Genomic DNA, 25,796 nt, shown 5'->3' with positions numbered 1-25,796 from the left:
CTACAATCCTACTCGGCCCATGCCATTGATTAATTTGTCCAAACATTGATCCATTGTCGTCACCATCCGTGCAGCTGCATTGTAGGCTTGCTGAAATTTAATCATATTGGCCATTTCTTCATCCAAGGATACTCCTGAGATGGATTGTCGGCGATTCTCGACCTGGTTAACAATCACTTCCGTGTTGCTCTGCATGCGCTGCGCCTCTTGAGAATCAATCCCTAATTGACCAATAATGTTCCGATAAATATCACCTATTTTAGACTTAATATCGGCCATGTCTTGAGCGTTTTTCCCATTTCCAGTTGAGGATTCCCCTGACCCTGAAGTTTCCTCTTTGGCGGCAGCAATCAAGTACAAATTGTTCATAATATCAGGATTTACCACCAAGTCTTTTGCTGAAGTCCCTTTAAAAAAATCTACATCAGTGGCTGGTTTTGTTTCTAATTTACCATTGTTATTAATCAAATACTGACCATTATGATGAACATCATTTACTGCTTTAGCGAATGTCATAGCAAGTTCATTTATTTTATCCCTCATAGTAGGGATGGTTGATTTCGTACCGCCACCCAGAATACCAAACGATTCAATATGTCCCAACAACTCACCAGATTCTAAGGTTATCTTACTCCCATTAATAGTAATTTTATCAGGGTCCACTAATCCAGTGGTTGGATCAAAATCGATTCCAAGGGTATTAGCTGTTTTACCCGAGACTAAAATCCCATCGCCAGCGGAGATATCAACCATACCATTCCCCTTGGCATTTGGGGTAACCTTAACATTGACAAGTTTTGATAGTTGATCGATAAGGACATCCCGTTGATCATACAAATCATTCGGTTGATAATTGTTCGCGACCAGGCGGGAGATTTGTTCATTTAAACTGCCAATTTGTGATGCTATTGAGTTTACCTCTGACGTTTTGGTGGTAATCACATTTTTAAGATCATCCTGCATTTGATCTAAGGAATCCGATATATGTTTAAAGGTTTCAGCTACTGCCACCCCTTTTTGTCTAACGACACCGCGTGCGGCCTCACTATCTGGGTTTTTGGCTAGCTCCTGCCAGCCTTTCCAGAACTCATCCAATGCATTAGCTAACCCATCCTTAGTAGGTTCATTTAGTAATTCTTCTATTCTCGTTAACGTATCACTTTTTGCTTCCCAGTAACCCAAATCTTTGTATTCACCGCGCAATTGCGCATCCAAATAGGCTTCTCTTAATCGTACAAGACTAGTAACCTCTACACCTGTTCCTAATTGCACCCTATTAACGGAAATCGAAGGGGTGGCTTGCATTTCTGCACGCTGACGGGTATACCCAATCGTGTTGGCGTTGGAAAGGTTATGGCCGGTAACGGAAAGTGCTGTTTGCTGAGCTGAAAGTCCTCTTTTCCCCAGTTCAATGCCATGAAACGTTGAAGTCATTCATTATCCCTCTCTCTATCAAAAAATAAAAAATCGATCTATACTTTTGCATCCAACATATTCGAATATCGATTCTTTGCATTTGGTCCATACCCGATGGCAGGCTCTTTCCGAACGAGCATCCCCATCGAATATTGGATATACGTAAGGGATGTTTGAATTAATTGTTGATTGCTTTCGTTTATTAGAGTAATTTTCTGAACTATTCCGCGAAGTTGTTTAGCAATGAAATGCAAAGTGGTCTTAGTCGTGGTATCGTTCTGTATGTTGATTAAATCCTCTAGCGTGAAGGATTGGCCGGTAAGACCCTTTTGAGCCATATATGCTTGAACTAATTGCGTTCTGTTTTGTTCAAGTCTTTCAATTTCATCAATACACGAACTTTCACGATTAATTATGCTCTGAATATCCTGAACATTCCCATCAACAAGAATCTTCCTTTTTTCTTCGGCTAAATCGAGTAAACGTCTATGAGCGTCAGTCATTGTTTCCAAAGTTTGAATAAGTTTATTCAGGGCTTCCATTTTCTTGTCTCCTAATAGGAATTATTTTTCCAAAATTCAATCATTTTATCAGCAATTTTACTGCTGTCAACTTCGTAAGTCCCATCGGTAATTTGTTGCTTCAATTCTTGCACGCGATTTTGTTGTTGCACTTGTTCTGACATCATCGCTTGAGAGATTTCTCGGCCACGTGTTGATATTTTCACTTCCGCAGATGCGGATGCCTTTTTTGCTGTATTTGGTATATTTGAACGGTTCTGTTGATTTTGGTAGGTAAAAAAACCGGATTTCAAATCATTGATTCGCATTAATCGTTCCTCCCTACTTTTCCTATATAATAATTATCGGTGGGTCTCGATAAAAGTTTAGGCAAAATGAAATTAATTCTTACCTGAACGACGTCAACAACTCGGTGAGGTTACTACTTCTTTTAACCAAACTGTTTCATTCGTCCATATTTTCACTAACAGCTAACCTCAATAATATGTCTAATTGTATCAAAATAAACGGGATTTTACATTATGTATTTGGAATGTTTTTGATTACTTTTGATTTGTTAAACCGATTATTAATAGAAAACGCAAAGAAAGCAGCGGAGAGGGTAGATACTTTTGCTCTCCGCCACTGATAACTTTAATTAATACTTCAAATATAATCACGATTCCTTATTCACATTGATCCCAACAAAGTCGATTTGAAGCTGTTGCCTTTGCCGAAGATACACTTCCGTCCTTCCAGGTGTGTAATTGTGTACCGGTTTATGGAGGGTGACTTCAATTTCAGCTCCCCCTTTTTCCCAATCGATGTGCAGTTTTGTGGGAGTATAGTGAAGTTTAACGGAACCATAACTGGGGATAAAAGCAATATTGAAATCTGCTGGTCCTGGGTTGGCCTTTTCCAATGCGATGGATGAAAAGGGATCGGTCTTGTTTTCAATCGCTGCTAATTGATCTCCCTCTTGGGCAATTTGTGCTACCGCCTCTAACCCTTCTTGTTTGGAGAATTCCGCCAATTCTGCACTTAACAAACTTGTCGGCTTGAAACCCAGTTCATTCCATGCCTGTTCTTGATCAATTTCAAGATGAGATGGCTGGCGTTCAATATTCATCTTAGCTGGGATCTGTTTAATCGATTGCTCAGCGGGAATTTGTTCAATTTCTTGCACCGGCTGGGTTGTACGCAGTCCAATTTGCGCATACGTCTGGTGCAACCGAATTTGTGGGATTTGCATGGATGTGTCACCGCCTTATTTCATTTCCAATTTTTTATTAATGGCTGTTATACTTTTCTATCAACTAAAAGCCCAATGTAATCCGTCATCGCTGCATACATATCTAGTAATTTCTTCGATGGGATTTCTTTAATCACTTCATTCGTTGTATCATCAACAATCGATACATAATATTGTTTTAATCCATCGTGGTACTGGAATTTCAAGTGGGAATTAGAAGCTTTTAAAAAGTCATTCATACTATTGATGACTTTTTCCATAGTTTCTTTTGATGCTTGTTGTTGAGGTTGATTTTGTTGTTCAGCTGAGATTTCTTTTATCTTTGGAATCATTTCCACTGGCTTTACTTGGAAGTCTGTTGATTGACTATTAGAATTAGACAATTTCTCTAACATGTCAAATCCCTCCTATAACAAGTTATTTTTATATGAGTTATCGGATGAGAGATGGAAATGTTTAGGGCTAGTGATTAAAAGGGGGGAATTGAGTGGTGCAAAGTTGTAAATGATTAAATCCGTCCATCCCTGGAACCATTTCATTGAATATCTCTTTGTAACTTATTTATTTTCTCTTCGCTTCAAATATCAAATTAAAACTACTCTAGCCATTTTGGAAAAAAGTATGAATACATAAGAATACATAGTGAAATCGTTGCAGAGTGAATTTTAGATATAAGATAGTAAAAAATTATTGTATAATCTTCAATTCCATCGTTCATACGAAGTCATAAGGGCGGTGATTTAAAATATCATTTTCCCTTTGTCGTTTGTGTTGTATTTCATCATTCAAATAGAACCACCTCAATCATGAAATCGTAAGCCACTCAATTTCCAGTTTGAGCACGTCTTGATTTAGATTGAGAGGTATGTTAGGCCCACTGCCGACTCAAAACACCTTGGTGTCTCGGCTTTCGAGCAAAATCATACCTCCTGAGGCTCAATATAAAGAAATTCCATATTTTCTGGTATCAAAAGGAAAAGCTGCTCACTTTTTGATGATCGGAGCGGCTCAAAATGCAGTTAGCAAAAACAATCTTATTTAAATATAAATTCAAAGTTTATTTAATTCACAATTAATAGATTTTTACAACTGATTTATGAATAGTCTTTACTACTATAATCTCAAAGTACAAACGATAAGTTTTTAATGTTTCCTTACACAATGCTTTTAGTGAGTGTCACTATAGGCATCCCAGTTTCATAACTAACATCATACACATATTTATCTGTCTTGATTTGAACAGATTTGGCCATACTTTTTTCACTATATTCAAAAGAAATACCTTCAAACACATGTGAAAAAAAAGCAAGAAAATCCGCATCAAGACCATGACTTGTTGATTTGAAAATATTCCCATCAATTTCTTTTGGTCCTATTTCATTATACAAACAATGAGCGACTTCATCACAAAACGATTGTTTTTCAATATTAGTGATTAAATTATCATTTGTCCCATGATAACAAACAATTTTACAATTATTCTCAAAGAGACGGTACAACAAACGCAAATTTAAAAATGTCTCATCTAAGTCGAGCTTAGCTGCAAGGTATTCAAATTCAGTTTGTAGAGTCATCTTCCCAATTTTGGTCGTTAAATATCGAGAAGACTTCAAATATGCCGGGAATATCCATGCAGAATTATCTATAAGCAAAGAGAATAAGTGTGGAGCTAATGCATTGCACAAATAACTCAAATAAGCCCCATGGGATTGACCAAATAAAATGATTTTCTCCCTATTAAATACAAACTGATTATCCTCAATAATTTTTATTACATAATGCAAAGCAATCAAATTGTCTATTGCCTGCATAATGCCCATGTCATTAAAATTTTCCATTGTTTCATTTAATACTTCTTTTACCGAAATATTCAGATTGTAATTACTCCCGATTTCTAAAAATGCATTTATATCAAAACCATTTGAACATATCCGTTCAAATTCCATTCTTGTAAATATACTAGCAAGTTTTTCTTTAGAATAGTTTAGATTCACCGTTTGACTACCTTGCATAAATTCTTGTCCAAAATAATCACACTGAACTGTTACAAGATTATACTGATCAGCGAAAACAGAACGCATTTTTTTATATACATTCGACCTTGAGCTGGCACCAAAACCTGGAATTAACAGTAATATACCTGTTTCACTATTTACTCCACCATCTGGCTCCGAAAAGTAAAAAGTAAAATCTCTTGGTCCTCCATTACAATATATGTTAGGATGACCTGGCCATCTTAACTCATAATCCTTTGACATGGTAAAAAGCCCCTTACATTTACTTTTAGCACCTTTCATAAGTGCTAAATCTCCTTTTGAGTAAAACAAAAATCCTATTGCTCAATCCTTTAAACTTACTTGTCTTTTTCTTTTATTCATTTATTTATTATTTTCTATCTATATTGTCATTAAGAATATCTTTCCAATTTGATTGTTAGTACGAAAAAACCTTTATCTTAGTTTATTTTCAGAATTCACTTTCTTTTTAATCAAAAACTCACATAACAAAAAATCATCTTCAGTATCGATATCGTAGGATCGACTATTCGGCATTATATACGCAGATGTTTGTGTGGTTATAAATGATTTTGTTTCAAGCAACCTGTCTGTTCGTGCGACATAAACCGCTCCATTTAGTGAATACACTATAGGAAGTTCCTGGCGTCTTGTAACTATTTCATTTTGTGGAATTAATGGTTCTATTAATTCATTATCTTTTATTGTATACATCCAGTAAGGTGATTTTTCAGGATATGTCACACTGACGCATGCAGGTGCTCCAGTTTCAAACATCTTTTCAATACAACCGTCAATATCCTCAACCTGCCTCATAGGAGATGTTGGCTGTAGTAGTACCACAAAATCATAATTTGGCAATTCTTTCAATGCGTGAATCACAGGATCTATTCCGGGTGTTTGATCCTCTGCAAGATGTCTTGGCCGAATAAAGGGAACCTCCGCTCCATAAGCTTTTGCTACTTCAATAATCTCAGAATCCTCTGATGACAGAATAATTCGATCAATATATTTAGATTTTTTCCCTTCCCCTATCGTCCATGCAATTAATGGTTTCCCAGCCAAATCACGGATATTTTTCCTAGGAATACCTTTAGATCCACCACGTGCTGGAATAATTGCCAATACTGTCTTATTATTAAGCATAAAAAGTCTCCCTTTATTCTTAAGTAACCTTTTTTTCATGAAACAATGTTATTTCATTTGTGATCCATCAAAGAGATTCTTTTAAATTCCATTCACCAAACAGATTTTTATTAAAAATATCTTTATTATAAAATTTATCTATTATTTGATAAAATTCCGTTTGTGAGTATCCAAGAAACTCTATAAAAGATTGAACTGCTTTTTGATCAACTCTATGATCAAATTTTTTAACCAAATCAATCCCCTCTTCTCTACTAATCAACCCATATCTAATAAATTTTGATGCATAATCAGTAGCAGAGGCGTGACCGAATTTAGGATACTTTAACCAAGGATGGACTAAATAGGCATATGAATCAACCTGATCGAAGTTTTCAAAAGTATGTTCACGATTCCATTCATGGGTCAAATCCTTAAAACCATTTTTTTTAGCAAAAATGTAATTTGCATAACTATTCCATCTAACAAAATAACTTAAATAAATTGGTTCCAACTCTTGAATTTTTTCACCTGATGGTGGGTTACACATGCTTAAATCCATTAGTGAAATATTTTCATCAATTAATTCTTCAAAGTCTATCCCAGAAGCCACTCCATTGTTAATCTGATCCTTAGCGGAATATGTTTCAACTCTTTGTGCACCACCATATTCATAGCTGATATTTTCTCCATATACAATAAGTGGAATATTAAATTTACTAGCAATATTTAAAGGAAAGGTATAAATTAACCTATCTATATACCAGGTTGGTTTTCCATATTTTTCGAATGTTTTTCTCATAATCTGCTTTTGAGCTCGTAAATTTGGTTTCAAAGAAATAATATGACAACCAAAACGTTCAGAAATATTCTTTATATTATGTTTGCCGGCTTCAGTCATTTCAAAGTTATCTTCTACTGAAACTAGTAACGGATTCATATTTAATAACTCTTTAAAAACGTAAACTTGATAATGACTATCTTTACCACCACTAACTGCAATAATACAGTCATATTCAGAATCATCTTTTCTTCTGTACTTATTGCAAAGTTCCTCTAATTCTTTAAATCTTGCATCCCAATCTGTACTTTCTTTTTTTTCTTCTGCACGACACGCTTGACATACACCTTCTTCATCAAAAAATATGCCAGGTCTTGTGTCTGGCATAACACATTTTGTACAGTATCTCAATTTAATCATCCTTTAAATTTAAGTTATCTTTTTTGTAATATATTATGATTAATATCTGTGTTAGCTTGCTCATAATCATCTAGTCTACCAATATCAAGCCAGTATTCACTCAAAGGATAAGCTGATACTTCTTGTTTTTCATTCATCAACTTTTTAAAAAGATCTGGCATATCATAAAACTCATCTTTCGGTACAAATTTTAATATTTCAGGACTCAGTACATATATTCCAGCATTAACAAAACTTTTATAAACTGGCTTTTCATTAATTGAAAGAAGTCGGTGCTCCTCAGTTTCAATTACACCGTACGGTACTTGATATTCATATTCCCGAACACACATTGTTGCAAACGAATTTGTTTTGTTATGAAATTCAATTAATTTCTCGAAATTAATCTTAGTTAGTAGGTCTCCATTCATTACAAAAAAAGGTTGAATCGGTTTTTCTGCTAACAATGACAACGCTCCAGCTGTACCAAGTTTTTTTGTTTCCTCAATATATGAGATATTTACACCGAGATGTGTCCCATCCTGAAAATATTCTTTAATCATTTCTTTCATATAATTTATTGACAAAATAAAATTAGTAAATCCAAAGCTCTTAAAACTATCAATAATTGTTTCTAATATAGGTTTATCTCCAACTTTGAGCATTGGTTTCGGAACATAGTTGGTCAAGGGCCGGAGCCTTGTACCAAGACCTCCCGCCATCAAAATTACGGTATTTTCTCTTTTTAAAGCTTGCTTAAAATCATCTATAAAAAAGATATGTTGAATTTGTTTTTCAAGATTCACAATTGGTAATTGTTTTAGTTTTAGTTTAACCATAATTTCATTATAATATAGAGGACTCTTCCCGACCATTTCATATACAGGGAACATATTCATCACTTTGTTTATTGATTCATTCATGTGAATACCTTTCAGTAACCCTCGACGAATATCGCCATCAGTTACCGTTCCTAGTATATGCATTTTTTCATCAATCACAACTGCAAACTGCATTGACGTTTCATCTATTATTTTCATTGTCTCCACAATTGTTGTAAAAGGTTGAATCAATATGTCTTGCCAACATTTCATGAGCTACATCTCCTTAGCAGGTACACCAAATGCTTTTCTTTTATCATTTATACTTTGTAGAACAAGAGAGCCAGCTCCAATTAATACATGATTTCCAATTTGAACATTTTGAATTACTGTCGATCCTGCACCAATATGAGTTACTTCTCCTACGGTTACATTTCCTGAAAGTGTTGTACCAGGAGCTATGTGACAATGTTTTCCAATTTTACAACCATGGTTAATACTAGAAGATGTATTAATAATTGTATTGTCAGCAATTTTTACAAAAGGTTCAATGACAGAACCTGCCATTATTTGTACACCTTCCCCTAAAGTCGAGTATGTAGTAATAATTGCACTTTGGTGTATAACAGATGAGAATGTGTAACATTTTTCCTTAAACTGTTCAAAAATTTTCGACCGTAACGTTGGAACACTTACTGACCCTATACATAGAACAAGTTCAATGTCACCACTGTTATATGAGCCAATTATTTCATCTGTCCCAAGGTAAGGAATATTAAAGGGATTCTCTTGAAACTCTGGTGCTGTAAAGCCAATTATTAAGCGATTTTGCTGCAACAAAATGCTAGTCAATACCTTCGCATGACCACCATTTCCAATCAAGATAACTGGTTTATTCATCAATGAGCTCATCTTCTTCGTAGTTTTTTGATGCTGTTTTACCAATAAGTGACCAAAATTGTGAAGGTGTCATGCCACTACCAGGCCGCTTAACAGTTAAATTTTCTTCAGTAAATGATTGACCAGCCAGAATCGACTTCGCTGCCACAAGGCTTTTCCTCACAACTATTTTATTCTGTTGCTCATTTATAGTAGGTATCTTTTCAGAATTACCGAGCGATTTTTCAATAAGACGGATTGCTTTTACCATCTCAGCTAATTCATCAGGTTCTAGAGAAGCATGGTGATCTGGACCTGGCAAATACCTACTTACAGTAAAATGTTTTTCAATCACTTGAGCTCCACGAGCAACAGCGGCAAATGGAACATAAATCCCTTCAGAATGATCAGATAAACCGACGTTCATTTGAAATTCTTGCTTCAAAAGATCCATAGCTAGTAAATTAATATCTGTGAAGGGTGTTGGATATTCTGTCGTACAATGCAAAATTGTCACATAATCCCTTAACCATTTCTTTGCTTCAGAAGTATGATAAAAAGCTCGTACAGTATCAATTTTTACTTTTTCATTTGGGTAAGCCAGCCCGAACGCAATAAACGATAAAGATTCATGAATCTCAACCAAAGACGCCATGCCTGTTGATAAAATAATAGGTTTCCTTTTTGTTGCAACATAATGAATAAATGGAAAATTCGTTAACTCTCCAGATGGAATCTTCACCATATTAATTTTGATTTTATCTATCAAAAAATTTACACTTTCATGATCAAAAGGTGTCGATAAGAATTCAATTTTTTTTTCATCACAGTATTCTTTAAGCTGAAGGAATGCTTTAAAAGAAAGCTCTAATTTCTTCAGCATATCAAATTGAGAAGTTTCTTCCCCAATATTCTTTATTTGATATTTAGCCTGCTTTGCATTCTTTGTCACAAGATTTTCAGTTTTATAAGTTTGAAATTTTACTGCATCTACTCCAGCTTTCACTGCTGCATCAACCAGTGCAAAAGCAAGATTAAGGGAACCGTTATGATTCACTCCAGCTTCAGCAATGATATATGTATGATTTATCATAAGTCATAAAACTCCTTCTGTATCAAAAATGAAGGTAATTTTTTAATAGTATTCACTATTTTTTGTGAAACGTTTCCTTCGCCAAAAATCTGTTCATAACTACCTATAAATTTTAATGCTACTTCAATACCTTTTCGAATAGATTCTTCATTAAGCTCAGCATCAAAAACAGAGGTTGGTCGTTGTCTGCCCGCCTGTCGATGACCACAATTCAAAGTAGGAGTCTGAAGATAGGGCACTTCTATAAGTCCACTTGATGAATTACCTATGACAGCATTAGCATGTTTAACTGCACTTAAATAAAGCAACTGCCCCAGTGAATCAAACAGATAAGCATTCTCATTTTGAATAGTATATTTTTCTATTGCCTCGTTAATCAACCGACCGCCGTTATCTGCATTCGCTTTTGTAAAGATAAGGTTCATGTTTGAATATTCATTTAGTGCTGAGAGCAACGGATGGATTCCTTCCACATCTCCGTTCGTTTCAGGGTGATATGTAATAAGTAAAAGAGATTTGCTCTCATCAAGTTTTAACTGAGAATACAACTCATTTTTTGATAAAATTGGCAACTTTAAAATATTTTCAATTCCTAATGCACCTACATTCCATACCCGACTAGGTGATTCTCCTAGTTGAATAACACGTCTTCTATGCTCCTCAGTGCTAGTAAAATGCAATGTTGCCATTTTTGTTATAGAGTGACGAATAGCATCATCATAAGCACCAAATGTTAGTTCACCACCATGTATATGAGCAATAGGGATACCAGTAATAATGGCAACTTGTGCAACGGCAAGCATTTCAAAACGATCTCCCAGAATAACAAGCAAATCCGGCTTTAATTTATCAAACACATCTGAAAATCCAATCGTTGCAAGCCCTATTGATTTAGCTACTCCTATTGATGTATCAGATGACATAAGCATTTCTACTTTTTCATTAATCAAAAATCCATCTTCCTCAATCTGCTTATACGTCAACCCAAATTCAGGAGATAAGTGCATACCTGTAACAACCAATTGTAATTCTAATTCATCATCTTCTTGTATTTCTTTCATTAACCAATACAACAGTCCATACTCAGCTCGTGTTCCAGTTACAAAACAAATTTTCCGTTTAGTCATTGAATGCATTGTCCTTTATTGGAGTTGATGGAATATTAATTACGCAATTATTTAATTCATTCGTTACTGACAAATCCCCTTTTGGGCATTTCATATAAGGGGTCAATTCATGCATCGGTGTCCAAATTGGTCTAGCCATTGTCCCTTCATCATTTAACACACCTAACACGAAGTCACGATTATATTTTTCTGGATCTAAGATTATCGTTTGAAGCCAATAATTACTCCTTCCAAATGTAGGATTGGTAAATAATTCTACTCCATCTATTTTTTCAAATAGTCTTTGATAGCTTTTCGTTAATTGTATTTTAGAAGCAAGGAAACCATCCATCTTTTCAATCTGCGCACATCCTAACGCTGCATTGATGTTTGGCATCCGATAGTTAAATCCAATTTCATCATGGCGATATTCCCATCGATGGGGGATTTTTGCAGTGGTCGTAATGTGCTTAGCATAATCCGCCAACTTTTCATCGTTTGTTAAAATGACACCACCTCCGCCAGTAGTAATAATTTTATTACCATTAAAGCTGAGAGCTCCTACACGTCCAAATCCACCAGTATGCTTTCCTTTATAGAACGATCCTAGAGATTCCGCCGCATCCTCAACAAGAACTAAATTATAACGCTCACAAACCTCCATTAATGGATCGAGATCCACCGGATGCCCAAATGTATGCATTGGAAGGACTGCACGTATTATCCTCCCTGTTTGTTTGTTAATGAGCAAACCATTTTTAACCACTCCTATTTCTCGAATATATTCTTCGAGTTTTACTGGATCCATTCCAAGTGTTTCTTCAGATACATCAACAAAATGTGGAACTGCCTGTAAATATGAAATAGCATTTCCTGTTGCAATAAATGTTAGGGCTGGCATAAACACTTCATCATTGGCTTTTACACCCGCAATTTTTAATGCGATATGCAAGGCAGCTGTGCCATTAACCACAGCTATAGCTCGTTTAACACCAGTAAATTCTGCAAGTTTTTTTTCAAACTCATCTACATATTTACCTACAGACGAAACCCAACCACTTTTAATACACTCAGTCACATATTTTATTTCTGTTTCATTAAATGTTGGCTCATGGAGGGGTACAAAATCCTTATTTCTATATATCCCCTTTATTTGTTGGGCAATATTACGCCATTGTTCACTCATATGTTATATACATCTGCCTTATATTGTAATAAATTCACTGGATTCGAAAACCACTCTACGGTTTCCTTTATGCCCTGTTTAAAGCCTTCAATCCCACCGTATGACGGCTTCCATCCAAGTAATTCTATTGCTTTTTGATTATCAGCCCATAGGCGTTCTACTTCACTTTTCTCAGGTCGTAGACGAATTTCATCTGTTTCAATTTCAATTTTTGTACCCATTACATCAGCAATTACTTCAGCTGTTTCTCCAATGGAAATTTCATAATTACTACCAATATTGATTACTTCACCAATTGCTTTTTTACTATTCATAATTGAAATAAACCCACTCACTGTATCCTTTACATAGTTAAAATCTCTTGTAGGACTTAATGCACCTAGTTTAATTTTCACCTTTCCAGATGCTAGCTGTGTTATTATGGTCGGAATAACAGCTCGTGCTGATTGCCTTGGACCATACGTGTTAAATGGACGAATGATTGCAACTGGTGTTTCAAAAGAGCGATAAAAAGATAGTGCCATTTGATCCGCACCAATTTTCGAAGCAGAGTACGGAGACTGTCCTTGTAATGGATGATTCTCATTAATTGGAACGTACAGAGCTGTTCCGTACACTTCGCTCGTGGACGTGTGGACGATTTTCGATATACCAAATTCACGAGCCGCTTGCAATATATTTAACGTTCCTTTGATATTTGTGTCAACATACGTGTCAGGAGAATGATAGGAATATGGAATTGCTATTAACGAAGCGAGATGTAAAACTGTATCGCAGCCTTTCATTGCTTCTTTCACTCCATTTGGGTCACGTATATCCCCAGAGAACACTTCAAGATTCTTTTTGATATCTTTTGAAGTAGAATCAAGCCATCCCCATGAATTGAATGAGTTATAATAAACAAATGCTCGAACATCGTATCCTTGCCGAATTAATGTTTCAGTTAAATGGGAACCGATAAATCCATCGGCTCCTGTTACCAAAATTTTCATGGTTTCACCCTTTTTCATTTTGCTTATATAGAGTTTTTATTCTTTCATTCATCTCTTCTTCAAACGGTATCATCAAACGTAAATGTCCCCTGCAATCCATAATAAAACTTTCAAATATTTGTGCAATAACATGCCCTTTTCTAATCACATCTCTTTCAAATCGTATTGCTTGAGTCTCTTCAGTGAGATGTTGATTTTGTACTCGAACCATCGGTTGGACAAATGCCTTAAAAAATGCGTTATTGCAAATCAGCTCAAACTCTTTATCCAAATAGTTAAATCTTTTTTCTAACTCCTTCGTTTTCTTTAAATTTGCCGAAGCCTCAATTTTATGAAGTTCATTTAAGACGTTTTGAAGACTCTTTTCGAGGGAGATCTTAGCCAATTTCATTTTTTCTATTTGTCTCATTGTGTATGTCATATCGTAAGAATTTTTGAAAATAAACCAGTGTGGTGTCACAATATTAGGTTCTATCAATTTTTCTGATATCACTTCAGAAAGAGGTAAAAAGTTCGTCCCTCCAATTTTGGCTCCACCTTTTGTCGTGTTAATCACTTCAATATTTCTATATTGTGAAATATACATTTCCAATTGTTGACGCATTCTTAAGAAGTCTTCATCTGTTTGAACATCGTCTCCATATACATCTTTTACAGTGAATAGTTCCTTTTTTTCTTGTTCAGATAATTGATTTGAAACAAAGTCATAGTTTATTCCTTGCGCATAACGGTTATCATTCTGATAAGCAAGGTTTTGACCGACAAAAATAATTTGTTTACAACCAAGCTTGATTAATAATTCAAATGTAATAACAGCAATAGATGGTGCATCTTGTATTACATCTATATTTTTATAATCATTTAGATAATACGGTGAAATCGTATCTTGATTTGTTAACATGTGTACCAATATTCCTGGATAGTTCTCCAAAGTCTCAAATCCCACTGAACTACCAAAAATAAGGGGAATATCCGCAATATTCCGTTCCTTTAATTTTTCAAATACAATTTGGTTTTTATTAGTAGGATCATAGGTACATGCTGCATCAGGAAAAATCCCTTGTTCAATCAATGCATTAATAGCAGAGCCAACAGAGAAAATATAAGCAAGTCCGTGTTCTTTGATGTATTTTAAGTTTTTTAATTCCTCGTTCAAAGATGGCCCTGCAGCGACAATAATTGCTGGTTTCCCTTTAAATACTTTATCATCAATATCTCTCAAAATATTTGGAGTTTGAAGGATTTTTGGAAAGTTTTTGATTGAATTGATGGTCCATCTTTTTTGAAAAGAGGCATCAACTGCTAGATTGCTTCTCTTTTCTTTCAACACATTCACTAGAGATTCCATTACAATCTGTATTTCAGCATCGAATAAATTCTTATATACGGGTAGGATAAAAATATAAGTTTGTTCCTTTAGTAATGAATTTAGACTACTCACCTCTGAACGAAGTTCCTGCTCGTTAGTAGTAGAAAAAATTGTCACTAATTGATTAATAGGCAATTCGTTTAGGTTTAGTTGAGTTAAAAACTCACAAAGAACATCCAAATTTGGTTCAAAAATAGAAAATTTCATTTCCGGATATTCACTTAACATCGCTTTAATATGATATCCAAGTCCTACACCAATAAACAATATATGTTTATATTTGTCCATTTCCTTTAACTGAATGATTAATCTTTCTGCCTCAGTTACAGGATCGTATTTACTGTGTAAATACAAGGTTTTTTCATTTATATTCAGCTTTAAAGTGGGTAAACCTTTTTTAGAATTCTCAAGAATAAGAGATTGTTTATTGCTTCCTGCTTCGCATTTTGATATCTTTTCCATTAAGGGACGATTGTGAATACGTAAAAAATTGCGATTCTCAATTAATATCATTCCGTTTTCCCTCTATGTCAATTGTATTCTTAACCTCTGTTTCGAGTGTTTCAAAAAGTGGTAATAACTCATATTGAAGTACATCTGCAATTAATATATGGTCTGTATTCTTAACGGCCTCCACTAAACTAGCTAATTCCATTTCAAATTTTGTCGTAATCTTAATGCATTCATCCCAATTTGCTGGTCTTTCATTTGTCTTATCAATCAGTTCCACCATTTGAATTAACCATTGGATACCTTCTAACATATTAGAAAAGTCCGTCCAATTATTTGAACTAGGGCTTTGATAGAATCCATCAGCAACTGTCGTTATTTCTGGAATAGCGCGTTTCAAATAATCATCGGTCATATGTAGTACCTCATTTACAAATTCGTGAATGGTTTTTACAACTACTTCAATTATTGAAATGGATTCAAGACATTCTAGTAAATAACTTTCTGGATCATCATATACTTCTTCTCCATCAATTTTTAGATGACTAAAAAAATATTGATCGGATAAAAATTCTTTTATTTTATCAAAAATTTCTTCAACTGAAGGAAATCTATCAAAATGTATAGTTTGATTTTCAAATATTAGTTTCAACTTTTAATACCCCCACTTATTTGCGTATAATACTATTATTTAATAATATCAGATTTTTAATCAAAATTGCTTAATTGACAATACAAAAATAAATTTATTAAATGGAAAAAGAGCTCTAGCGATGCTAGAGCCCATTTTAAAAACCAACAAAATTAACGTAATAATTGAAGAACAGCTTGTGGTGCTTGGTTAGCTTGAGCAAGCATTGCTTGTGCAGCTTGAGAAAGAATTGAATTCTTTGTTTGATTCATCATTTCTTTCGCCATATCTACGTCACGAATACGTGATTCTGCAGCACTTAAATTCTCAGAAGAAGTTCCTAAGTTATTGATAGTGTGCTCTAAACGATTTTGGTAAGCACCTAATTTAGAACGTTCAGCAGAAACTGTTTCAATTGCAGTATTAATAGCTGTAATAGCAGTATTTGCTCCTGATTGTGTAGTAATATCAATACCAGAAGTAACTGTTGCGTTTGCACCACTTGTACCATTAGCAACTCCTAGAGCATTTGCATCCATAGTTTTGATCGCAAGATTAATACTTTGACCTGCGTTTGCTCCAATATGGAAAGTTACATTTGCTGTCCCATCAAGCAATTTCTTTGTATTGAATTCTGTGTTATTAGAAATACGAGTAATTTCATGTGCTAATTGATCAACTTCTTTTTGAAGTTCTCCACGATCTGTATTTGTGTTTGTATCGTTTGCAGATTGAGTTGCAAGTTCACGCATTCTTTGTAAGATTTCATGTGTTTCATTTAATGCACCTTCAGCAGTTTGGATGAATGAAATTCCATCTTGAGCATTACGTGATGCTTGATCTAAACCGCGGATTTGTCCACGCATTTTTTCAGAGATTGCTAGACCTGCTGCATCATCGCCAGCACGGTTAATACGAAGACCTGATGATAATTTTTCCATTGATTTCGATTGGTTAGTTGAAGAAGTATTCAACTGACGAAGAGTATTCATTGCTGTAAGATTGTGATTAATTTGCATAATTGCTTTTCCTCCCTAGAATCATTAAATTAATTTTTGATAGCAGTAAATCCCTTTTATACTTATCTATAATAAAACCCGATGGGTCTATTATCAAAAAAAGTTGTTTGGTTATGACTTTGTCTAAACTTCTATATTAATTAATAGTAATAAACAAACTCTTTTACATATATTCTTATCGGTTAATTAAACATTTTGTTTAGCCTTTTTGATCATTTTTTTATTTGCTTTCCAAAAAGAATTACTTGATATTCTATTTTCGGTTTTCATTTAGTTTAGTACTATAAATTATTTATCTTGGTTATTTTAAAAGAATATTAAAAAAGGGATATTCATTACTTTTATTTCTTCATTATTAATAAAAAAGGAATCTAGCAAAGCTAGATTCCTTCCATTTATTCAAAATTAACGTAATAATTGTAGAACGGCTTGTGGAGCTTGGTTAGCTTGAGCAAGCATTGCTTGTGCAGCTTGAGAAAGAATTGAATTCTTTGTTTGGTTCATCATTTCTTTTGCCATATCTACGTCACGAATACGTGATTCTGCAGAACTTAAGTTCTCAGAAGAAGTTCCTAAGTTATTGATAGTGTGCTCTAGTCGGTTTTGGTAAGCACCTAATTTAGAACGTTCAGCAGAAACCGTTTCAATTGCAGTATTAATAGCTGTAATTGCTGTGTTTGCACTTGCTTGTGATGAAATATCAATACCAGAAGTAACAGTTGCACCTGAACCACTTGTACCAGTAGCTACCCCTAAAGCATTTGCATCCATAGTTTTGATCGCAAGATTGATACTTTGACCTGCGTTTGCTCCAATATGGAAAGTTACATTTGCTGTTCCATCAAGCAATTTCTTTGTATTGAATTCTGTGTTATTAGAAATACGAGTAATTTCATGTGCTAATTGATCAACTTCTTTTTGAAGTTCTCCACGATCTGTATTTGTGTTTGTATCGTTTGCAGATTGAGTTGCAAGTTCACGCATTCTTTGTAAGATTTCATGTGTTTCATTTAATGCACCTTCAGCAGTTTGGATGAATGAAATTCCATCTTGAGCATTACGTGATGCTTGATCTAAACCGCGGATTTGTCCACGCATTTTTTCAGAGATTGCTAGACCTGCTGCATCATCGCCAGCACGGTTAATACGAAGACCTGATGATAATTTTTCCATTGATTTCGATTGGTTAGTTGAAGAAGTATTCAACTGACGAAGAGTATTCATTGCTGTAAGATTGTGATTAATTTGCATAATTGCTTTTCCTCCCTAGAATCATTAAATTAATTTTTGATAGCAGTAAATCCCTTTTATACTTATCTATAATAAAACCCGATGGGTCTATTATCAAAAAAAGTTGTTTGGTTATGACTTTGTCTAATCTTCTATCTTAATTAAGATTATTAAATAAACTCTTTTACATATATTATTATCGGTTTATCAAACATTTAGTTTAGTAGTATAAAATATTTATCTTAATTTATTTTAAAAGAATATTTACTAACCGGTATTCTTTACTCTTATTTCTTCATTATATAAAAAAAGGAATCTAGCAAAGCTAGATTCTTCCAGTTATTCAAAATTAACGTAATAATTGTAGAACGGCTTGTGGAGCTTGGTTAGCCTGAGCAAGCATTGCTTGTGCAGCTTGTGAAAGAATTGAGTTCTTAGTTTGGTTCATCATTTCTTTCGCCATGTCTACGTCACGAATACGAGATTCTGCAGCACTTAAGTTTTCAGAAGAAGTTCCTAAGTTATTAATAGTGTGTTCTAAACGATTTTGGTAAGCACCTAATTTAGAACGTTCAGCAGAAACTGTTTCAATTGCAGTATTAATAGCTGTAATAGCAGTATTTGCTCCTGATTGTGTAGTAATATCAATACCAGAAGTAACTGTTGCGTTTGCACCACTTGTACCATTAGCAACTCCTAGAGCATTTGCATCCATAGTTTTGATCGCAAGATTAATACTTTGACCTGCGTTTGCTCCAATATGGAAAGTTACATTTGCTGTCCCATCAAGCAATTTCTTTGTATTGAATTCTGTGTTATTAGAAATACGAGTAATTTCATGTGCTAATTGATCAACTTCTTTTTGAAGTTCTCCACGATCTGTATTTGTGTTTGTATCGTTTGCAGATTGAGTTGCAAGTTCACGCATTCTTTGTAAGATTTCATGTGTTTCATTTAATGCACCTTCAGCAGTTTGGATGAATGAAATTCCATCTTGAGCATTACGTGATGCTTGATCTAAACCGCGGATTTGTCCACGCATTTTTTCAGAGATTGCTAGACCTGCTGCATCATCGCCAGCACGGTTAATACGAAGACCTGATGATAATTTTTCCATTGACTTCGATTGGTTAGTTGATGAAGTGTTCAACTGACGAAGGGTGTTCATAGCTGTAAGATTGTGATTAATTTGCATAATTTCTTTTCCTCCCAAAAATGATTAATTTAATTTTGATAAGGATAAATCCCTTTTAAAATAATCTATAATAAAACCCGATGGGTCTATTATCAAAAAAATGATTAGAAGATGATTTTGTGTAAAACTTTTACCTTTATTAAGGTTATTAAAGGATTTCCCTTACATGTATTCTTATCGGTCAATCAAAAAGTTTGTTTAGCCTTTTTGATATTTTTTTAATTACTTACCAATTAGAATAACTTGATATCTCTATTTTCGGTTTATCAACCATAGAGTTTAGTAAGATCATCTATTTATCTTATTTATTTGAAGAAAATGAAGGATAAAAATAGTATTCAATTCTTTTATTCATTTCGTTTTACATAGAAAAAGAGTCATCCTCGTCGGATTGACTCTTTTTATCAATAATTTAATGACTATTGGCCTAGTTTTTGGGACCAAAATGAACTTTGAGAATTCAATTTTTGTAGTGCCTTTTCCATAGCATTGAATTTTATCCACAAGGCTTGTTCTTGAGCATTTACACGGTTCGTAACTTTGGTCATTCTTTCATCGATGGACGCCGCCTCTTTAGCCAAATCACTGTTAACAGAAATCGTCCCTGGTGCCCCAGCTTTTACTTTTAGTTGTGATAAAATGTCGCCAATCCGATCATAAACTCTGATTGCAAATCCACTTTTTTTGTATTTTTCAGCACTTGATAAAGTTGTATCATTTGGATTATCAGTTTCGAATTTTGTAGAAAACATTTTTTGGATATCAGTCAAATTACTCGTTAACAGCGACTTAAGCTTGGACTCATCCAACACTAACTTCCCATTATCCTTGTAATTCGTGCTTGTAGTAATTCCGATTTTTTGAAGAGAATTAAGATCTGTACTAATCCCAGCCCCCTGAACCGTTTCACTCAAACTGGTACGGAGCTGTGTAAGGAATTGCCGAATCGCAGGATCATTTGCTAGTAATCCACTTTTCGCTTTTTCTTCCCAAAGCTTAATATCCGCTTCTTTCATATCTTTCTTTTGTGCCTCGGTTAAAGGAGGGTATTTTCGGTTTTTACTTTCAGAAAGTTTGTCATTTAAATCTTTCACAAGCTCATTGTATTTATCAACAAACGTTTTCAGTTTGTCAAAAATCTTATCTGTGTCTGCTGCTACACTTACATTTGCCGGATTATCAGCCGAAATCACTGATTTTAATTTGATTTGAACACCATCATATGTAAAGGTGTTATCAGAAATATTGATTTTCGTTCCATTTATAACAACAAATCCAGGTATCGCTGCTGAACCGTCAGAATAAGATTCCTTATCTGTAAATAAATCGGCGTTTGCATTAATAGCTGCCGGGCTGTTAATGTTAGTAGTACCATCAGCAATCTTTAAAAAACCACGCGCTTCAGGGCTTGAGCTTGAGATTGTGATCGATTTATTTGCTCCCAATTCAGTGGTAGTAAAAACTAGTGATCCACCAACATTAGAGACTTTAACATTAGTTTTATCACTGTTAGAATTGATTTTTGCTATTGCTTGATCGTATGTACTATCTTTAGGTATTGTAATATCAATTCCATTTAATTTGAAAGTAATATCAATAGCAGTATCGCTAGAATCTATTTTGGCAGATCCATTTACTATTCCTGTTTTAAAACTAACCGAACCCCCTTTTTCTGGAGTAGCTAGCTGTGCTTCTGAAATAGTAAAGTTCATTTGTGTAGATGTACCAGTCATCGAAACATCCATCCTTGGATCACTCGAAGTTGCTTTTTGCGCGTTAAAGGTTCCTTGCAGCCTTAAATCTTGCATGGCGTCTCTGAAGCTTGCGATTTTCGTATTGATTTCTCTATATGCATCCGTTTTCCATGTGTTTAGAATTTTTGCTTGTTGTAATTTATCTAAAGGTATTCTGTTCACCTTCATCATGTCACTTACTAGTTTCTCAGTATCCATACCAGATGCTAGTCCAGATATATGTGTCGTCAAGTTAACCATATCGTGTCACTCCTTTTAATAAATATTTTTAATAGTATCATTTTATTTCTTCGGAATTGTGCATTACAGTTCTGAAAGAACTTCATCTTTTACAGACCATCTAATAGATATAAATAACCCACTACTATTATCTATCGGAGGAATCATAAAATAGTTTATGGGGAAGTTATTTTTTCTTTCAACTCATATCCGTTGTTATTTTTATTACTCGTATGATATGTAAAAAGCCGCAAACACCTAGCAGTAATTCACCAGGAAGCGGCCGTCTCAAAAACTCTTTTTGAAGTGATCATTAATCACTTCAATATATTATTAGCAATTCCTGACATCTGATCCGCATACGAAACCGCTCTAGCGTTCATTTGAAACCCCCGCTGCGCTGTCATCAAATCAGTCATCTCTTTCCCCAAATCCACATTCGATCCTTCTAGATATCCGGTTGAGATTTGCGTTTCTCCAAGGAGCATCATTCTCACATAAGTGGAAGCATTTGTCCCATTTGCTAATGCGGTTGGATCAATCGCAAATTCATTATTACCAACATTCTGTAAGACATGGGGATTTTGAATTTCTACAATGCCCACTTGCTGTGGAGAGATGGATGTAGTACCTTGACCATTTTTATTTTTTAGCTGAATTTGCCCTGTTGAATCAATGTTTACTTGATCCTGACCATCTAGTTCAATCGGTTTGCCAGTTTGATCTAGCAGATAACCCCCGTTTGCGTTTACTAAATGATAACTTCCCGGTTTATTTGCATCCGGACTTACGTGAAAATTCCCGTCGCGTGTATATCGCACATCAATTTGTCCACCCGCTGCAGTAGAAGGATAACCGACTTGGAAAAATCCATTTCCGGAGATCATCAGGTCAAAAGGATTACCTGTTTGAATCGCTTGTCCTTGCTGCATATCGAGTTGCGTTAGTCCTGTCCGTACGCCATAACCGACTCGTAGCCCATCAGGAGTAAGCCTTCCGATTTCCTGGTATGATCGAGGTTGATTGTTAATTTGCGAAGCTAAAATCTCTGAAAAGCTTTGGTCCTTACGTTTAAAGCCTGTAGTGTTGACATTGGCCACATTGTTTGCCGTAGTATCAATTTTTTGCTGGTATGATTGCAAAGCACCTGATGAGATAAATAATGATGTATTCAAATTCCTTATCTCCTATTCGTAAAGTTATTTTAATGCACATTTAGGGTAAGCACTACTCCCATTTATGGAAGCTTTACTTTATCCGTTCATCTTTCCAACTGAGTAAAGTTGTTGTAAGGAGTTATCGTACACGCTAATCACCTTTTGATTTGCTTCATACCCTCTTATCGCCATCATCATGTCTGTCATGGTTTGACCTGTATCGACATTCGACTGTTCAATGAATCCTTGGTAAAGAGAAATGCCAGGATTGGTTCCTCCAGCATCTTGAATAAATGGCACTGGATTAGCAGATTGGAATACATTCCCTCCAGAGCGACGAAGTTCGGCTGGATTTTGTACCACTGCGATACCAATTTGTCCGGCCAGCCTTGTTTTGGACGGATCATTAGGGTAAGCAATTAACTGGCCATCTGCGTTAATAAACAAATCTTCTTTACGAATACTCTCTGTGATTTGGATTGGCTTATGATCCGCTCCTAATACCTGGTAACCTTCCGATGTTACAAGGTGACCGTTTGCGTCCAAATCCCACTTCCCATTTCTTGTGTAGCCAACGGTTCCATCAGGAAGCTGTACGGCAAAGAAGGCAGCTGGTTTAACTAGCCGACCATTGACCATTTGCGCAGGAATCCCTTGATCTTCAATCGCAAGGTCCAACGGATTATCCGTTTGTACCAGTGCCCCTTGACCGAAACTAGGTATGCGTTCCTGTGTATACACACCGTTATAAAGTTCGCCAATCGGAACAGGCTGTCCAGGTAATTGGAAGGCGCCACCAAATGTGACGTTTCCTTTTTCATTAAAGTCCTGAATCCGCTGCATTAATAGTTTCGGGAATGCCCTTTGGACGGTATCATCCTTCTTATATCCTGGTGTTTGCGCATTAGCCAGATTATCGGCTAATGTTTCTTGCTTTCGCTCCAAAGAATACATTCCTGAAGCTGCCGTATACAAACCTCTTATCATGATTATACCCCCTTCTTAGCAACGTTGTTGAGCAGCCAGCTGTAAAATGAAGGCTACTTCACCGGATCCTTTTTCAAGTTTTTTAGCAATTTGATCCACGGAAAGTCCTTGATTCTGTAAATCAAAAATTTCTTTATACCTGTCATTTAATAACAAATCCTGCCCACTCATCGTTTTTCTAGTTGCCTTTATGGATGCTTCCAGTGTTTGTCTCTCAATTCTCCACTGCTCGGACTCCTGCTTTAATGTTTGCTGATATTGTTTAAGGGTCATTTTTAGTTCGCTGATTTCTCGAGTCAATTCTTTTTGGTTATCGTTCATTTTTTGATACAAATCCTCCTTAGGAGCAATCTTCCGCCGGAGCGAGCCCTGAACAATCAAATAAATGACGCCAATCAAATTGAGCCCTAAAAGGATTTCGTTTACATATGTTTGCACCTGTTCGCTCCCTCTCTAGTTATCTTATCTAAAGTAGTAATCGCCAGAATCGTTACAACGACGATAGCTTAAATTGGCTATGGATACTTTTTCCCCATCTATCTGCCGTGACATGATTGCCCTATCAACAAGGGAATGATTATGTATAGAGGTTAATTAATAAGCCTTTGATTTCTCCGATTCGTTCCAGGATGGATAGACCGGCATTTTGTTGGTTTAATACGTGATCCGTTAATTCCATCAATTTTTTGTCGAGTACTTGAACAGTTTTCAGTGTTTTATTCCCACCATACGGATCCCAGCTTTCGGTTTGGTACAAGCCCATCCCGTTTTTTGTTACCTCACCCATAAATTGTTTGACCAAATTCTTATATTTGCGGAGTTCATTAAACGTTGGCTTTTCGCTTAGCTGCACGCCTTGTTTATCAATGTCCTGTAGCAGTTGATGGAGGTGATCCTGGGTGAGTTCTTTGGAATAGGAGTTCATAATTTTTTGAAAAGATGCTGAATTAGCGGAATTCCGCTCGGTTGTTACTAGCCTTTGGTCACCCAAATTTATCCTTACCGGTTCTTGTATTTTCAAAAGGATTCACCTCCTAAATTTTACCTAAAAAAAACTATCAAAATACATCAAAATAATGTAATCATTATACCGTAACTTTACACAAAATTCATTAAAAATCACAGAATATCTTTTTTGTAGTAATAAGTATCTTTGGTGTGTACAGAGACAAATTTGCTTTCAAAGCTTGAGATGGACTCCGCGTGACCTAAAAATAAGTATCCATCATTGCTAAGTGTCCCATGAAAACTCCTAATGACCTCTTTAATGATCGCTTCATTAAAATAGAACAAGACATTCCGACAAAATATAAAATCAATTTGATTGTATTTTGCATATGATGAGTAATCGGTCAAATTAAATGGTTCAAATGAAACCATTTGTTTGATTTCATTTTTTACTTCATAGCCTATATCTGTTTCAATAAAATACTTTTTAAGATATTCTTTATTATCCGGAAGTCTTCTGAATGATAAGGAATTCTTTGAATAAAATCCTTTTTTGGCATGCTCCAACACCTTTTTATTAATATCCGATGCCACAATCCTAACTCGATTACCCGATGAAGCTTCTAACTCTTTTGCCAAGATGGCTAGTGAATAGGCCTCCTCTCCTGTAGAACAAGGAACACACCACACATTGATTAATTTTCCTGATTGTTTCTTTATCAAGTTTTGAAATTCTTCTAGTTGGTTGAATTCCCTAAAAAAGTAGGTTTCATTTATCGTGATATGTTCCACGAGTTTATCCCATTCTTTTGGGTCCTTTTGTAAATGGGGGGTGTATTCTTCTAATATTAACCCCAATTCATTAAGCCTTCTCGATACTTTCAAATCTAAACCTGCGAGATTCATAGTAAAATCAATTCCACAAAATTCCTTTATTTTCAACGCCAATTCCATCCATTTATGTATCACATGATCTCTTCCTTTTTAAGCGGGAATCTGATGGAACGCTCCCTCATATGATGTGGAAGCGTTCCATCCCATAAGAAAATTACTTAAGATTTTCCATTTGTGTATTTACCTCAGTGATTGCGTGGACAACCTCATCCACTCCTTTGGATTGGGTATAAATGCTGGTATTTAGCTCTTCTGTTTGTTTGTTAACGTTTCCAACTTCTAATGCGATTTCTTGACCATATCTTGCTTGGTCATTCGTCGCGATCATCATTTGTTGGACCATTTCTTTTATACTGCTGATATTGCGAACAATTTCTT

The 25,796-nt window shown here is 35.2% G+C and carries 25 protein-coding genes and 1 pseudogene; all 26 read right to left on the bottom strand.

The window, feature by feature from the left end:
* Complete coding sequence (gene flgK / locus RTR43_RS07480) at positions 1-1,434, bottom strand: flagellar hook-associated protein FlgK (RefSeq protein ID WP_312470786.1); 1,434 nt, start codon at positions 1,432-1,434, stop codon at positions 1-3.
* Between the two features lie 38 nt (positions 1,435-1,472).
* A complete protein-coding gene (locus RTR43_RS07475) occupies positions 1,473-1,958 on the bottom strand; it encodes a flagellar protein FlgN (protein ID WP_312470785.1) in 486 nt (161 codons plus the stop codon).
* Between the two features lie 11 nt (positions 1,959-1,969).
* Entirely contained in the window at positions 1,970-2,245 is a 276-nt protein-coding gene (flgM, locus tag RTR43_RS07470) for a flagellar biosynthesis anti-sigma factor FlgM (RefSeq protein WP_312470784.1), read from the bottom strand.
* Positions 2,246-2,592: 347 nt separating this feature from the next.
* Complete coding sequence (locus tag RTR43_RS07465; protein ID WP_312470781.1) at positions 2,593-3,168, bottom strand: DUF6470 family protein; 576 nt, start codon at positions 3,166-3,168, stop codon at positions 2,593-2,595.
* A gap of 47 nt (positions 3,169-3,215) precedes the next feature.
* Positions 3,216-3,563: a flagellar protein FlaG gene (gene flaG / locus RTR43_RS07460; protein ID WP_312470780.1), complete on the bottom strand. Its 348-nt coding sequence runs from the start codon at positions 3,561-3,563 to the stop codon at positions 3,216-3,218.
* A gap of 759 nt (positions 3,564-4,322) precedes the next feature.
* Entirely contained in the window at positions 4,323-5,465 is a 1,143-nt protein-coding gene (locus RTR43_RS07455; protein WP_312470779.1) for a DUF2920 family protein, read from the bottom strand.
* A gap of 153 nt (positions 5,466-5,618) precedes the next feature.
* Positions 5,619-6,329, bottom strand: a complete 711-nt coding sequence (locus tag RTR43_RS07450; protein ID WP_312470778.1) for an acylneuraminate cytidylyltransferase family protein — start codon at positions 6,327-6,329, stop codon at positions 5,619-5,621.
* Between the two features lie 67 nt (positions 6,330-6,396).
* Entirely contained in the window at positions 6,397-7,500 is a 1,104-nt protein-coding gene (locus RTR43_RS07445; protein WP_312470777.1) for an N-acetyl sugar amidotransferase, read from the bottom strand.
* 23 nt (positions 7,501-7,523) lie between these two features.
* Positions 7,524-8,582, bottom strand: a complete 1,059-nt coding sequence (locus tag RTR43_RS07440) for a nucleotidyltransferase family protein (protein ID WP_312470775.1) — start codon at positions 8,580-8,582, stop codon at positions 7,524-7,526.
* Positions 8,583-8,585: 3 nt separating this feature from the next.
* Positions 8,586-9,209, bottom strand: coding sequence for an acetyltransferase (locus RTR43_RS07435; protein ID WP_312470773.1), 624 nt, complete (start codon positions 9,207-9,209; stop codon positions 8,586-8,588).
* A complete protein-coding gene (neuB, locus tag RTR43_RS07430) occupies positions 9,202-10,281 on the bottom strand; it encodes an N-acetylneuraminate synthase (RefSeq protein ID WP_312470772.1) in 1,080 nt (359 codons plus the stop codon). Before neuB ends, RTR43_RS07435 begins: the two co-directional genes overlap by 8 nt.
* The gene (gene neuC, locus RTR43_RS07425; protein ID WP_312470771.1) at positions 10,278-11,408 is read right to left on the bottom strand and encodes a UDP-N-acetylglucosamine 2-epimerase; all 1,131 of its coding nucleotides are present in this window, start codon (positions 11,406-11,408) and stop codon (positions 10,278-10,280) included. Before neuC ends, neuB begins: the two co-directional genes overlap by 4 nt.
* Complete coding sequence (locus RTR43_RS07420; RefSeq protein ID WP_312470770.1) at positions 11,401-12,573, bottom strand: LegC family aminotransferase; 1,173 nt, start codon at positions 12,571-12,573, stop codon at positions 11,401-11,403. Before RTR43_RS07420 ends, neuC begins: the two co-directional genes overlap by 8 nt.
* On the bottom strand, positions 12,570-13,565 hold the full coding sequence (locus RTR43_RS07415; protein WP_312470769.1) for an NAD-dependent 4,6-dehydratase LegB: 996 nt from the start codon (positions 13,563-13,565) through the stop codon (positions 12,570-12,572). Before RTR43_RS07415 ends, RTR43_RS07420 begins: the two co-directional genes overlap by 4 nt.
* A 4-nt stretch (positions 13,566-13,569) precedes the next feature.
* Positions 13,570-15,447: a motility associated factor glycosyltransferase family protein gene (locus RTR43_RS07410; protein ID WP_312470767.1), complete on the bottom strand. Its 1,878-nt coding sequence runs from the start codon at positions 15,445-15,447 to the stop codon at positions 13,570-13,572.
* Positions 15,434-16,036, bottom strand: a complete 603-nt coding sequence (locus RTR43_RS07405; RefSeq protein WP_312470765.1) for a DUF8042 domain-containing protein — start codon at positions 16,034-16,036, stop codon at positions 15,434-15,436. The genes RTR43_RS07410 and RTR43_RS07405 overlap by 14 nt, the downstream gene beginning before the upstream one ends.
* Before the next feature lie 152 nt (positions 16,037-16,188).
* The gene (gene hag / locus RTR43_RS07400) at positions 16,189-17,034 is read right to left on the bottom strand and encodes a flagellin Hag (RefSeq protein WP_312470761.1); all 846 of its coding nucleotides are present in this window, start codon (positions 17,032-17,034) and stop codon (positions 16,189-16,191) included.
* A gap of 405 nt (positions 17,035-17,439) precedes the next feature.
* Positions 17,440-18,285, bottom strand: coding sequence for a flagellin Hag (gene hag / locus RTR43_RS07395; protein ID WP_312470763.1), 846 nt, complete (start codon positions 18,283-18,285; stop codon positions 17,440-17,442).
* Between the two features lie 328 nt (positions 18,286-18,613).
* On the bottom strand, positions 18,614-19,459 hold the full coding sequence (gene hag, locus RTR43_RS07390) for a flagellin Hag (RefSeq protein ID WP_312470761.1): 846 nt from the start codon (positions 19,457-19,459) through the stop codon (positions 18,614-18,616).
* Between the two features lie 419 nt (positions 19,460-19,878).
* Positions 19,879-21,453 (bottom strand): flagellar filament capping protein FliD, encoded by a 1,575-nt coding sequence (gene fliD / locus RTR43_RS07385; RefSeq protein ID WP_312470760.1) that lies wholly within the window; start codon positions 21,451-21,453, stop codon positions 19,879-19,881.
* Between the two features lie 296 nt (positions 21,454-21,749).
* On the bottom strand, positions 21,750-22,607 hold the full coding sequence (locus RTR43_RS07380; RefSeq protein WP_312470758.1) for a flagellar hook-basal body protein: 858 nt from the start codon (positions 22,605-22,607) through the stop codon (positions 21,750-21,752).
* A gap of 78 nt (positions 22,608-22,685) precedes the next feature.
* On the bottom strand, positions 22,686-23,576 hold the full coding sequence (locus tag RTR43_RS07375) for a flagellar hook-basal body protein (RefSeq protein WP_312470757.1): 891 nt from the start codon (positions 23,574-23,576) through the stop codon (positions 22,686-22,688).
* A gap of 15 nt (positions 23,577-23,591) precedes the next feature.
* Positions 23,592-24,014, bottom strand: a complete 423-nt coding sequence (locus RTR43_RS07370) for a DUF6115 domain-containing protein (protein ID WP_312470756.1) — start codon at positions 24,012-24,014, stop codon at positions 23,592-23,594.
* A 139-nt stretch (positions 24,015-24,153) separates the two neighbouring features.
* Entirely contained in the window at positions 24,154-24,597 is a 444-nt protein-coding gene (locus RTR43_RS07365; protein WP_312470754.1) for a YaaR family protein, read from the bottom strand.
* A gap of 98 nt (positions 24,598-24,695) precedes the next feature.
* A complete protein-coding gene (locus RTR43_RS07360; protein WP_312470753.1) occupies positions 24,696-25,493 on the bottom strand; it encodes a CheR family methyltransferase in 798 nt (265 codons plus the stop codon).
* A gap of 79 nt (positions 25,494-25,572) precedes the next feature.
* Positions 25,573-25,796: pseudogene (locus RTR43_RS07355) on the bottom strand (methyl-accepting chemotaxis protein); the annotation flags it as partial.

The organism is Neobacillus sp. (assembly GCF_031988165.1).
GTDB lineage: Bacteria > Bacillota > Bacilli > Bacillales > Cytobacillaceae > Neobacillus > Neobacillus rhizosphaerae.
Note: the sequence above shows the minus strand (reverse complement) of the source record. Positions and strands in the feature narration are given on the sequence as shown.